The organism is Endothiovibrio diazotrophicus (assembly GCF_054657215.1).
In genome coordinates this window covers 1-12283 of sequence record NZ_BAAHXB010000148.1, presented here as the reverse complement: position 1 = coordinate 12283, position 12283 = coordinate 1, and the positions used below count along the sequence as shown (strand labels likewise).

10 protein-coding genes are annotated in these 12283 nt (G+C 65.3%); 4 read left to right on the top strand and 6 right to left on the bottom strand.

What is annotated here, in order from left to right; all coding sequences use genetic code 11:
- The first annotated feature begins 57 nt into the window (after nt 1–57).
- Together ACYQ2W_RS23510 and ACYQ2W_RS23505 are read left to right on the top strand one after the other, a co-directional pair.
- Nucleotides 58–195 (top strand): DUF5615 family PIN-like protein, encoded by a 138-nt coding sequence (locus ACYQ2W_RS23510; protein WP_459872940.1) that lies wholly within the window; start codon nt 58–60, stop codon nt 193–195.
- 168 nt (nt 196–363) lie between these two features.
- A complete protein-coding gene (locus ACYQ2W_RS23505; RefSeq protein WP_459872942.1) occupies nt 364–567 on the top strand; it encodes a DUF5615 family PIN-like protein in 204 nt (67 codons plus the stop codon).
- Between the two features lie 111 nt (nt 568–678).
- On the opposite strand, the gene ACYQ2W_RS23500 is transcribed toward ACYQ2W_RS23505, so the two are convergent.
- The 6 genes from ACYQ2W_RS23500 to ACYQ2W_RS23475 form a co-directional block, all read right to left on the bottom strand.
- Nucleotides 679–1557 carry a GIY-YIG nuclease family protein gene (locus ACYQ2W_RS23500; RefSeq protein WP_459872938.1) on the bottom strand — a complete coding sequence of 293 codons (879 nt, stop codon included), beginning with the start codon at nt 1555–1557 and terminating at the stop codon, nt 679–681.
- Between the two features lie 30 nt (nt 1558–1587).
- Nucleotides 1588–4812, bottom strand: coding sequence for a type I restriction endonuclease subunit R (locus ACYQ2W_RS23495; protein WP_459872936.1), 3225 nt, complete (start codon nt 4810–4812; stop codon nt 1588–1590).
- Nucleotides 4813–5313: 501 nt separating this feature from the next.
- On the bottom strand, nt 5314–5565 hold the full coding sequence (locus ACYQ2W_RS23490; RefSeq protein WP_459872934.1) for a hypothetical protein: 252 nt from the start codon (nt 5563–5565) through the stop codon (nt 5314–5316).
- Nucleotides 5562–6845 (bottom strand): restriction endonuclease subunit S, encoded by a 1284-nt coding sequence (locus tag ACYQ2W_RS23485; protein ID WP_459872932.1) that lies wholly within the window; start codon nt 6843–6845, stop codon nt 5562–5564. Before ACYQ2W_RS23485 ends, ACYQ2W_RS23490 begins: the two co-directional genes overlap by 4 nt.
- A 73-nt stretch (nt 6846–6918) precedes the next feature.
- Nucleotides 6919–8481: a class I SAM-dependent DNA methyltransferase gene (locus ACYQ2W_RS23480; protein WP_459872930.1), complete on the bottom strand. Its 1563-nt coding sequence runs from the start codon at nt 8479–8481 to the stop codon at nt 6919–6921.
- Between the two features lie 102 nt (nt 8482–8583).
- Nucleotides 8584–8931 carry a PIN domain-containing protein gene (locus ACYQ2W_RS23475; RefSeq protein ID WP_459872928.1) on the bottom strand — a complete coding sequence of 116 codons (348 nt, stop codon included), beginning with the start codon at nt 8929–8931 and terminating at the stop codon, nt 8584–8586.
- Here ACYQ2W_RS23475 and ACYQ2W_RS23470 point away from each other — a divergent pair.
- Nucleotides 8903–9973 carry an HsdM family class I SAM-dependent methyltransferase gene (locus ACYQ2W_RS23470; protein WP_459872926.1) on the top strand — a complete coding sequence of 357 codons (1071 nt, stop codon included), beginning with the start codon at nt 8903–8905 and terminating at the stop codon, nt 9971–9973. The genes ACYQ2W_RS23475 and ACYQ2W_RS23470 overlap by 29 nt on opposite strands.
- A gap of 270 nt (nt 9974–10243) precedes the next feature.
- Nucleotides 10244–11920: an SMP-30/gluconolactonase/LRE family protein gene (locus tag ACYQ2W_RS23465; RefSeq protein ID WP_459872924.1), complete on the top strand. Its 1677-nt coding sequence runs from the start codon at nt 10244–10246 to the stop codon at nt 11918–11920.
- Nucleotides 11921–12283 lie beyond the last annotated feature (363 nt).

Below are 12283 nucleotides of genomic sequence, written 5' to 3'. Positions count from 1 at the left end.
CCTGCCCTCGCCCTCCACGGCACCGAACTGCTGGACCTCAAGGCGGGCTCCGCCTGAATGCGGTTCCTGGTGGATGAATGCACCGGACCAGGCGTGGCCGGTTGGCTACGGAAGAACGGCCACGACGTCTTCTCCGTCTACGATCAGGCCCGAGGCGCAAAAGATCGCGCCCTCATCGACATCGCCAACCGCTAAGGGCCCGCGAAAGAATAACTTCCTGTTTTGGGGCGTTGAGACGTCCGCCCGGCAAGGCGCGCAAAGGGGCGCATACTTGCCGTATGCAACCCTTTGCGCAACGCCGCCGGACGGAGCGGATCGGCGTTCCAAAACAGGAAGTTATTCTTTCGCGGGCCCTAAGAGCGCATCCTGATCACCAACGACAAGGATTTCGGCGAACTGGTCTACCGGGAACGGGCCGTTCACGCCGGGGTCATCCTGCTGCGGCTCCAGAACGAACGACGGACCAACAAGATTGCGGTGCTGGAGAAGGTACTGGCGAACCATGGAGAGCGACTCCCGGGCCGGTTCGTGGTGGCAACGGAGGAACGCATCCGGATCTCGTGGTAGACGCCCCTGTTGAAAGCTCGGATCTTCCAAGGACGGAGAGCGCGGCGTCGACCCGGCGGTGATCGCCGGCCACGCCCTCAACACCTGGCAGAACTGGCTGCATGGCCACAACTACACCTCTCCAGCCAACGCCTCTTGAATCGCCTTCAGCGTCCGCCCAGAGGAATCGTGCCATTCGACCCTACCGTTGGCACTGCGCCCCAAGACCACCGCCGCAGCCGTGGACGGAGAACGGAAGGTGTAGTCCTGCGAAAAGCAGTAAGGCGATCCAGCGGAATCGATCACCCCCGACTCGATCAGCTCGCGCCGCAACTCATACATCCCCCCGACATGCTTCTTCATGGAAGGAACCGTCTCCGTCACCACCTGCGAACCGGCCATCACCACGAAGCCGCCACTCGATTCGTACCCCTCCGCCTTGATCCCCTTCCCCTCCACGTAGAGGCGCCGACGCCGATCCGGCTTGGCGGCGGCCAAGGGTCGCTCGAAGGCATCGATACCGAGCAACGGTAGAATCTGCAGCAGATTGCCGAGAAACACCTCCATATCCGCCCGGTCCGCCTCGCTGAGCGTCGGCGGATTCTCGTTCTTGACGTTGTCCAGACGCACCCGCTTCGCCTCCCGCGCCAACTCGATCAGCCGCGCCTCCAGATAACCGACCTGGGCCGAATTGAGCCCGCCGGAAGCAGCGGTGACGAAGAAGAGCGCTCGGGTCCAAAAGTCCTTCTTCGAGAAGTGCTGCTCCAGCCTCGGCCGCACGGGATCACCCTGACCGATGTAGAGCAGCTCCCCTTCACCGTCTTCGCGCGGACCAAGCAACAGATAGACGCCCGTGCGCCCGAACTCCTCGCGCCGCTTGACCTGCGGGAAAAGCGTCCGCGGGAAGATCAGCCCGAAACCGTTCCAGTTGGAACGTTCGATGGTACGCAGCCCATCGGGATCGCCATCGGCGACGAACAGGCGAATGGAGAAAGGGGGTGAACTCTTCATATCGTTCCTCGACATCATCAATCCGTAACGTTATCCGTCCGCCTCGGCCAACCACTCCGGACACAACACCTCCGCCTGCTCCAGCACCAAGCGGGTAGCGCCCTCCTGCAGGTCCGGCGGATAGCCGTAGCGGCGCAGGATCCGTTTCACCAGCACGCGGATCTTCGCCCGCGCACTCTCGCGCACCGTCCAGTCGATGGAGACGTTGCGCCGCACCGCCCCCACCAGCTCGCGGGCGATCAGCTTCAGCTTCTCGTCGCCCATCACCCGCACCGCGCTGTCGTTCACCTCCAGCGCGTCGTAGAAAGCGCTCTCGTCCTCGCTCAGCCCCAGCGACTCGCCGCGCAACCGCGCCTCGCGCAGCTCGCGGGCGATGCGGATCAGCTCCTCGATCACCTCCGCCGCCTCGATGGCGCGGTTCTGGTACTTGCGCACCGCCTCGGCCAACATCTCGGAGAAGGCGCGCGACTGCACCACGTTCCTGCGCATCCGCGTCTTGATCTCGTCGTTGAGCAGCTTGCGCAGCACCTCCAAGGCCAGATTGCGCTGCGGCAGCTCGCGCACCTCGGCGAGGAACGAATCGGAGAGGATCGAGATGTCCGGTTTCTCCATGCCGGCGGCGGCGAACAGATCCACCACCTCCACCGGCGCCACCGCCCTGGAGACCAGCAGGCGCACCGCCGCCTCCATCTCCTGCGGCGAGCGCCCGCCGCCGCCGCTGCTCTTCACCAGACTTGTACGGATCGCCTGGAACAGCCCCACCTCGTCGCGGATCGCCAGCGCCGCCTCGTGGGGCACCGCCAGGGCGAACGCCTTGGAGAGCGCCAAGACCGCGCTCAGATAGCGCTCCCGTCCCTCCTCCTGGCGAAAGATGAACTCCAACGCCTCCGCCATCCCCTGCATCCGCCCGGCGGTGTCGGCGGTGAGGATCGCCGCATAATCGAAGCCATGGAGGATGCCCAGCACCACCTCGTGCTTCTCCCTCATCACCGCCACCGCCTCCTCCTGGTCGAGGGTCGCCCGCCCCCGCCCGCCGCTCGCGGTATAGTCGGCCAGCGCCCGCTTCAGCGAATCGGCGAGCCCCAGGTAGTCCACCACCAGCCCGCCCGGCTTGTCGCGGAACACCCGGTTGACCCGCGCGATCGCCTGCATCAGGTTGTGGCCGCCCATCGGCTTGTCGACGTAGAGGGTGTGCAGACTGGGGCAGTCGAAACCGGTCAGCCACATGTCGCGGACGATCACCAGTTGCAGCGGATCGGCCGGGTCCTTGAAGCGCCGGGCGAGCGCCTCCCGCCCCCCCTTGGCGCGGATATGCGGCTGCCACGCCGCCTCGTCCGAGGCGGAGCCGGACATCACGATCTTGATCCGCCCCTTGGCGTCATCGGGATCGTGCCACTCGGGGCGCAGCTTGACGATCGCATCGAACAGTTCGACGCAGATCCGCCGGCTCATCCCCACCACCATCGCCTTGCCGACCAGCGACTCCCGGCACCGCTCGAAGTGCGCCACCAGATCCTCGGCGACCATCGCGATACGCCGCGCACTGCCCACCATCGCCTCCAGCGAGGCCCACTTGGTGCGCATCCGCTGCCGGCGCGCCTCCTCCTCCTCGGCCTCGGTGATCGCCTCGAACTCCGTATCGAGCCGCGGGATCTCCCCCTCCTCCAGGGCCAGTTTGGCCAGCCGGCTCTCGTAGTAGATGCGCACCGTGGCGCCATCCTCCACCGCCTGGAGCAGGTCATAGGTGTCGATGTAGTCACCGAACACCGCCGGGGTGCTGCGGTCGTCCGCCTCCACCGGGGTGCCGGTGAAGCCGATGAACGAGGCGTTGGGCAGGGCGTCGTGGAGGTGGCGGGCGAAGCCGTCGATGAAGTCGTACTGGCTGCGGTGCGCCTCGTCGGCGATCACCACGATGTTGCTCCGCTCGCTCAGGCGGGGATGCTCATCCCCCTTGGCATCCGGCAGGAACTTCTGCACCGTGGTGAACACCACCCCGCCGGAGGCGACCTTCAGCCGCGCCCGCAGGTCGTGCCGGTCCACCGCCTGATGGGGTGTCTGCCGCAACAGCGCGCGGTTGTGTGCGAAGGTGAGGAAGAGCTGGTCGTCCAAGTCGTTGCGGTCGGTCACCACCACCACCGTCGGGGTGTCCATCGCCGGATGCTTGATCACCTTGCCGGCGTAGAAGCTCATGGTCAGGCTCTTGCCCGAACCCTGGGTGTGCCACACCACGCCGATGCGCCGGCCGCCGAAGTGGTCGCTGCCCGGCCCGTAGCGGGCCGCCGGTTCGCCCACCCGGTCGGCACCGGCCAACAACTGGCGACCGTCCACCAGCAACCCCGGCGGCGACTCCAGCCCGCAGGCCGAGAGGGTGTGTTCCAGCGCCTTGTTCACCGCGTGGAACTGGTGATAACCCGCCGCCTTCTTGGCGATCCCGGCACTCCCCTCGCCCGCCTCCTCGAAGGTGATGAAGTTGAGCAGATAGTCGATCAGCCGCCGCCGCTCGAACACCCCCTTGACCATCACCTCCAGCCCCGGTTTCGGCGTCCCCTCGCTCTGCCGCTCGCTGCCCGGCTCGCGGTAGAGATCGGTGCCGTCGATGGTGCGCCACGGCATGAAGCGGTCCCAGCCGGCGGTCAGCGTCCCCAGCCGCGCCTGCATCCCGTCGGAGACCAGCAGCAGCGCGTTGTAGGCGAACAGCCCGGCGATCTCCCCCTTGTAGGTCTGCAACTGGTCGAAGGCACCGCGCAGGGTCGCCCCCTCGTCGCTCGGGCTCTTCAGCTCCACCACCGCCAGCGGCAGGCCGTTGACGAAGACCACCAGATCGGGCCGCCGCTCGTGGCGCCGGCCGTCGTGGCGCTCGGCCACCGTGAACTGGTTGACCACCAGCCAGTCGTTGTTGTCGATGTCGCCGGTATCGAGCAGCCACACCTTGTCGTGGCGCATCCCCCCCGGCTCCATCCAGGAGACGTCCACCCCGTCGGTGAGCAGCCGGTGGAAGGCGCGGTTGCGCTCCACCAGCGACGCCCCGGCGAGCGCCAGCACCGCCCGCAGCGCCCCCTCCACCGCCTCCGGCGGGATCTCGGGATTGATCACCTCCAGGGCGTCGAGCAGCCGCCGCTCCAGCACCACCCGGTCCCACTCGGCCCGCTCCGCCCCCGCCTCGCCCGGCGCGATCTGCGCGCCGTGGAGCACCGCGTACCCGAGATTCTCGAACCACGCGAGCGCGGTGCGCTCGACGGCCTCTTCATTGATCATCGTCTCCCTGCCCTCTCCTTTATTCCGCGCCCTTACGCCAGCCGCCGCACCGATCCACTATTTACCACGGACTGGGGATGCCCGGTCGGCAACGGGCCCCGGTGGAACCACCGGGGCTTTTTGTTGGCTATGTCCGGGTTAGCTGTTGCGACATTCCTCAAATGTAGGAGCGGCCCCCAGGCCGCGATTGCCTACAGGGATGTAGGTACTTGGCGTGAGCAGGATGCGGAAGCCGGGCGCCATGTCCGCTCCTACCACTTGCCAAATCAAAGCGCCTCACTCCGTCACGATCGCGGCCTAAGGGCCGCTCCTACAGTGAATCGCGGGGTTAGCCATCGATCGCAACACGTCATTCAGACATCGCCTTTCGGTTGCCACTCCCCCGTTTTCCACCAGACAGAAACTTGACCGGATCGCTTCCAACGTGCACATTTCGCCGTGGAGGCTTTGCTGGTTTCGACCGGCATTGCTTTTTTTTCGTCTACCGCTCCGCTCGCGGCCTCAGGTCATCCAGCAGGGCAAAACTCCACACCACGAAATTCTCCTGCCCGTTTTCCTCTTCAGCAGCTTCTTCGCCTTCAGCTCCAACACCCCAGTGCTCATCCGCCGACCGAAGAACGGCTCCTCCGCATCCTGCACCGCGCAGATGAAGTTCCACAGACCCCGATCCTCGATGGAGACCCCCGCCAGCACCTCGTAGGGCGATTCGCGCAGGTCGTGGCCGGATTCATCGAGGAACAGGAGGTAGCTCACACGGCGTCTCCGACGAAGCGCTCGGCGTCCTGGATGGAAAGTTGCCCGGAGATCAACTTTGGCAACAAAGTGTCCCTAATGGACGCAAGGCTCGCCGACTCGCGCAGATTGGCGAGCATTTTCTCGTAGAGGACGCAGCTCCTTCTGTTGAACTCATCCATCACCTCCTTCCCAGGAACCAGCATGGGAATCATCCGGAAATTCTTTTTACTGATTTCCAGAAAGGTGCTTCCATTTGCGTTGGAAACGATGGTCTCCATATTCTCCCGCGCCCAATGGAGCAGATAGAGGTTTGATATCCCTACTTCCGGAACCACGGCAATAATTCCCTGATTGACGGTGACCGGCGTCTCGGCTATCGCGAGATAGCCAATTGGGGCGCGGGAAGACATCAGTAGCGTCCCTTTGGGTAATATCCCCGAACTCACTTTGGCTACGCCCGCGTCGGTCAAGTGGCGCTCCGTCGCCATCAAGATCGGACTGGACAATCCCGACATATCCTTCGGTGTACAGAAAGGGTGGACACCACCCTCCCAGAATTCCCGGTTCTTCGTGCTCGGTGTTCCACCACCGTATGCGAGAACCTCTTTCCCAATAGGCCGCACCTCCCATCCTTCCGGAAGGGCACCAGAATTCGAATCGGAAAAGCGGTCAGGGAAAAGGCCGAAAACCTCTGTCGGCAAACCGATATCGCGACCCGTTTGTTTTGCGTGCACTGGATCAAAATCGACAAACCAACTCTTGAACAGTGCAGTCATCATGGTCGCCAAAGTACGATTCATGCGGCAGTTAAGTTCAATTTTCTGGTCTAAACCGCTAAGAATGCGCGCAATGGCCTTCTGAACACGTAGTGGAGGAAGCGGCAATGGGATAAGACCCAGTATCTCCTGGTTCAACGACGGCATCGTCGCTCCATGAGCGTGTTGTTGAATCCAACTACGATATTGCTCCGTCCCCATCACATAGGAAATATATGTTGCATCTGGGCCACTCTCGGAGAATCGAAGCCGAATGCAATCACTCCCTTGTATCCATCCCTCTTCCTCTTCACGAACCAACGCGCGGCGCTCCACCGCCCCTTTTCTTGCGAAAAGAATATCGTCACGTCTCAACAAATATCGAGAAAGACGAGCCGCCGCATCCTCCCCCACCTTTGGTATGTCGCCAGCATCAATCCGATTGTCACCGATATTTTTGACTGCAATGACGGGGACCCCCTCATCGACGTAAGCCGAAGCATGCAGCATCGTCCCAAAAGGTCCCGTCTGTAAGTCTGCCAATCCACAATCAATCAGCGACCGTAGCGACGTGGATTTCCATGAACTCGGGAGAACACCGTATATGGATCGTGAATCACTCACCGTATCCCAGCTCCGTCAGGTTCTTCTTGATCATCTTATCGAGCTTTGCTCCTTCGTCCATCTGAGCATAAAGCTCTGTAGTCAATTCCCGCATCCGCTCCTCGAACGGCACACCCTCCTCTTCCTGTACCTCGGCGCCAACGTATCGACCCGGGGTAAGGACGAAGTCATGATCCCGAATCTCCTCGACGGAGACACATCTCCACCAGCCGGGGCGTTCCTCGAATGTCCCATCCGCATTGCGCCACTGGTGATAAACCCCGGCAATCTCCGCAATCTCCTCCCCGCTCAACTCCCGATGAACCCGTGTGGTAAGACTCCCCATCCTCCGCGCATCGATGAACAATGTCTCGCCGCGACGATCACGACGCTTGCGCACCTTGTCGGCGCGCTTGTTGCGGGTCAGGAACCACAGGCAGACCGGAATCTGCGTGGTGTAGAAGAGCTGGCCGGGCAGCGCGATCATGCACTCCACCAGATCGGCCTCGACCAGCGCCTTGCGGATCGCCAGCTCGTCGCGGGTGGAGGTGGACATGGAGCCGTTGGCCATCACGAAGCCGGCGGTGCCGGTGGGGCTCAGGTGGTGGAGGAAGTGCTGGATCCAGGCGTAGTTGGCGTTGTTGGCCGGCGGCGCGCCGTAGCGCCAGCGGGGGTCGTCGGCGAGCCGCCTGCCGCCCCACTCGGACATGTTGAACGGCGGGTTGGCGAGGATGTAGTCGGCCTTCAGGTCCTTGTGCAGGTCGTGGTGGAAGCTGTCGGCGTTGTGTTCGCCCAGGTCGGCGTCGATGCGCCGGATGGTCAGGTTCATCCGCGCCAGCCGCCAGGTGGTGGGGTTGGACTCCTGGCCGTAGACCACGATGTCCTCGCGCCGCCCGGCGTGCTCCTCGACGAACTTCTCGGACTGCACAAACATCCCGCCGGAGCCGCAGCAGGGGTCGTAGACCCGGCCGCGGGTCGGCTCCAGCATCCCCACCAGCAGGCGCACCACCGACTGGGGGGTGTAGAACTCGCCGCCACCCTTCCCCTCGACGGCGGCAAAGCGGCCGAGGAAGTATTCGTAGACCCGGCCGAGCAGGTCCTTGGAGCGCGCCTCGGCGTCGCCGAGGCCGATGTTGCCGATCTCGATCACCAGCTCGCCGAGGCGGGTCTTGTCGAGGGTGGGGCGGCCGTACTCCTTGTTCAGCACCCCGCGCAGCGACGGGTTCTCCCGCTCGATGGCGAGCATCGCCGCATCCAGGGTCTTGCCGATGGAGGGCTGCACCGCCTCGCCGCGGATCCTCTCCCAGCGCGCCTCCTCGGGCACCCAGAAGACCCCGGCGCCGATGTATTCGTCGCGGTCCTCGGGGTCGGTGTAGTCGCTCTCGCGGCGCTTCTCCAGGTCGTCGTAGAGCGCCTGGAAGGCATCCGAGATGTACTTGAGGAAGATCAGCCCGAGCACCACGTGCTTGTACTCGGAGGCGTCCATGTGGCCGCGCAGTTTGTCGGCCATCGCCCACAGGCGGTCTTCGAAGCCCAGGTGGGCGGATGAGCCCTTGGCGGCTCCCTTCTTCGGCACGGGGGACTCCTTATCGGTGAAGGACGAAATGGACGATAAGCGCCGAGATGGTAGCGGGAATCCCCCATCGGTTCATCCACCCGATAGCGCCGGGTGAATGACTCACTCCCCGGCCAGCCGCCGGATCTCCTCCAACAATGCGGGCGCGAGACGGTAACCCTGACCGGCCAGCTCCGCCAGCACCTCACGGACCGATCCGATCGCGCCACGCTCCTTGGCCACCACCAGCAGACCGCCGGTGCCGACCACCGGCACGCCGCGGCGGCGGGCGACGGCGCGACCGCGCCGTTCGTCGATGAGCAGGAAACGACAGGCGATTTGCCCGGCGAGGAGGATCGCCTCCGCCTCGCCTGGGTCGATGAGCCGTTTCAGATCGGTGGAATCGGCAGACAGCTCCACAACCGTCAGCCAGCCCTCCGCGATGGCCGCCGCCGAGCTGCTGGCGCGCATCGCCGCCGAGGTGAAGTCCGGCGCGGGCCAGTACTTCACGCCGCGCCCGCTGATCGACGCCATCGTGCGGGTGATGCGCCCCGAAGTGGGCGAGACCATCCACGACCCGGCCTGCGGCACCGGCGGCTTCCTGCTCTCGGCCTACGAGTTCATGAAGGGGCAGTCCAACGACCGCCGCGCCCAGCGCAAGCTGCGCGAGGCGACCTTCAGCAGCAACGACATCGTCGACGAGGTGGTGCGGCTCTGCGCCATGAACCTCTACCTCCACGGCATCGGCGGCGAGGAGAGCCCGATCCGCTCGGGCGACGCGCTGGCCACCCAGCCGAGCGAGCGCTACGACCTGGTGCTGACCAATCCCCCCTTCGGCAAGAAGTCGAGCTACCGGGTGGTGGGCGAGGACGGCGGGATCGAGACCGAGCGGGAGGACTACGCCCGCGACGACTTCAAGTACACCACCTCCAACAAACAGCTCAACTTCCTCCAGCACATCATGACCATCCTGGAGTCCAGCGGCCGGGCGGCGGTGGTGCTGCCGGACAACGTGCTGTTCGAGGCGGGCGCCGCCGGCGAGGGGGTCCGCCGCCGGCTGCTCGACCAGTTCGATTTCCACACCCTGCTGCGCCTTCCCACCGGCATCTTCTACCGGCCGGGGGTGAAGGCCAACGTGCTCTTCTTCGACAAGCGCCCCGCCGCCAAGACGGCGCAGACCCGCGCGTTGTGGATCCACGATCTGCGCACCAACCGGCACTTCACGCTGAAGAAGAATCCGCTGAAGGATGGCGACCTGGCGGAGTTTGAGAAGTGCTTCAAGGCGGGGAACCGCAGCCGCCGCCGCGAGAGCGAACGTTTCAAGCGCTTCACCTACGACGAGCTGATCGCCCGCGACAAGCTCAACCTGGACATCTTCTGGCTGAAGGACGAGGGACTCGACGACCTCGACGCCCTACCCGCCCCCGATGTCATCGCCCTGGAGATCGTCGAGAACCTGGAGGCGGCACTGGAGCAGTTCCGCACCGTGGCCGAGGAGTTGACCGAGCGCTGAACGCGCCGGAACGAAAGAGAACAGGCACGGCCGGCTCGCTCCCCAGCCAGCCGTCGGCACCGATACACCGCCACCCGGCCTCCGCCGACAGGCGGTAGCCGATCACCAAACGAACGGTCGGTCCGATCGCGCATTCACAAAACCGCTATCGGCGACCAACGCATACAATGACCGGGACGCCAGGATGCGTAGCGACCCGGCTCTTGGCGTCGCGGAAAAATAAGCTTCGCCCCGCGTGAGACGGCGACAACGACCGACAAGGAGTTCTCCATGCGACCCATCCGACGCTGGGCCTCGGCCCTATTGCTCTCCTCGCTCCCCCTGCTCGCTCCACTCCCCGCCGACGCCGCCCGGGTGCAGGTGATCGCCCGCGGCTCCAACCTGCACATGGCCAACGGCATCGACTTCGGCGGTCCGGACGGCCGCCTCTACGTGGTCAGCGGACCGGGCAGCCGGATCTCGGTGATGAACCGGCGCAGCGGCAACGTCCTCCATCAATACGACCAAAGCCAGTTCATCTACGGCTCCGACGACGTGGCGGTGGCCCCCGACGGCACGCTGTTCTTCACCAACATCTTCGACGGCACCATCGGGCGGATCGATCCCGACGGTTCGGCGTCGTTGATCGCCCAACTGCCGCCGGGGCCCAACGGCATCACCCTGGCGGAGGACGGGCGGCTCTACGCCAACACCACCATCCTCTCCGACTCGCTGTGGGAGATCGACCCCACCGGTGCCACCCCGCCGCGGCTGATCGTGGAGAACCAGGGCTACTACCTCAACGCCATGGACGTGGGGCCGGACGGCTTCATCTACGCGCCGGCGTGGCTCGGCGACCACACCGTGCTGCGGATCGACCCGGACAGCGGCGCGGTGACCCGCGTGGCCGACGGCTTCCTGCAGCCGCTGGCGGTGAAGTTCGACCGGCTCGGCCGGCTGCATGTGCTGGATAGCGGTGACAACACCATCACCCGGGTGGACCTCGCCAACGATACCCGCGAAGTGGTGGCGCAGCTCCCCCACGGCACCGACAACTTCGTCTTCGACGACGAGAACACCCTCTACGCCACCAACCACGAGGACGGGGCGGTGCGCAAGGTGCTGCCCCACGGCCGGCTGCGGGTGATCAACCGCAAGGGGATGATCCTGCCCGGCGGCATCGTGGTGCGCAGCGCGGCGAACGGCGCCGACCGCTTGATCGTCGGCGACTTCTTCTCCCTGCGCCACTTCGACGTGCGCGGCCGCCACGCCCGTCAGGTCGACACGGATCCGCAGATCTTCGGCAACCCGCAGCAGAGCGTGGCGACCAACTCGACGCTGGCCGACGACGGCGAGCACCTGATCCTCTCCACCTGGTTCCTCGGCGGTTCGGTGCAGGTGTGGGACCCGCAGACCAAGCAGGTGGTGGAGGTGCATACCGACCTGGCCCAGCCGACCAACGCGATCCCCTTCGACGGCGGCATCGCGGTGGCCCAGGGGGGCACCGGCACGGTGGTGCGGTTGGCGGATCGGGCGGTGCTGGGCAGCGGCTTCACCCTGCCCACCGGCATGGCGGCCGTCGGTGGCGATCTCTACGTGGCCGATTATCAGGAGGGGGCGGTCTACCGGATCACCGCTGGCGGCGTGCCGCTGGCGACGCGGGAGACGGTAGCCACCGGCCTGTCAGGGCCGGAGGGGATGACCGCCGAGGCGGCGGGAACGCTGCTGGTGGTGGAAGGCCGGGGGCGCCGGCTGTCGCGGATCGATCCGGCCAGCGGCACGCTAACCGCGGTGGCCGACGGCCTCGGCGTCGGCAACAACACCGAGGGGGTGCCGCTGACGGTGCCGAGCTGGATGAGCCTGAGCAGCGTGGCGGTGAATCCCGAGGGGGTGATCTACGTCACCGGCGATCGCGCCGCCGACGATCCCGACCGGGCCGACAGCGTGATCTACCGGATCACCGAGTAGGTGCAAGGGCCCGCCACCGAGAAGTCCGTCCCGGCAGATCCCCAACCGTAGGTCGGCGCTACTGCGCCGACGCGAACGGAGGCAGCAGGCTTACGGTGATGACGCTCGTTCCGAGCGGAAACGCCCACTCGGACAGCAGGGCGAAGGTCGTGAGGAGCGGTGCCTCCGTTCCCGTCGGCGCGGTAGCGCCGACCCGCGGCGACCCGTCCCAGCGGGGCGGCGTTGAGATAGATCCCCAACCGTAGGTCGGCGCTACTGCGCCGACGCGAACGGAGGCAGCGGGCTTACAGCGATGACGCTCGTTCCGAGCGGAAACTCCCACTCGGGCAGTAGGGCGAAGGTCGTGAGGAGCGGTGCCTCCGT

Coding starts and splice junctions, on each gene's coding strand:
- ACYQ2W_RS23510 (WP_459872940.1), top strand. CDS start 58: ATGCGGTTCCTGGTGGATGAATGCACCGGACCAGGCGTGGCCGGTTGG.
- ACYQ2W_RS23500 (WP_459872938.1), bottom strand. CDS start 1,557: ATGAAGAGTTCACCCCCTTTCTCCATTCGCCTGTTCGTCGCCGATGGC.
- ACYQ2W_RS23495 (WP_459872936.1), bottom strand. CDS start 4,812: ATGATCAATGAAGAGGCCGTCGAGCGCACCGCGCTCGCGTGGTTCGAG.
- ACYQ2W_RS23470 (WP_459872926.1), top strand. CDS start 8,903: ATGGCCGCCGCCGAGCTGCTGGCGCGCATCGCCGCCGAGGTGAAGTCC.
- ACYQ2W_RS23475 (WP_459872928.1), bottom strand. CDS start 8,931: ATGCGCGCCAGCAGCTCGGCGGCGGCCATCGCGGAGGGCTGGCTGACG.
- ACYQ2W_RS23465 (WP_459872924.1), top strand. CDS start 10,244: ATGCGACCCATCCGACGCTGGGCCTCGGCCCTATTGCTCTCCTCGCTC.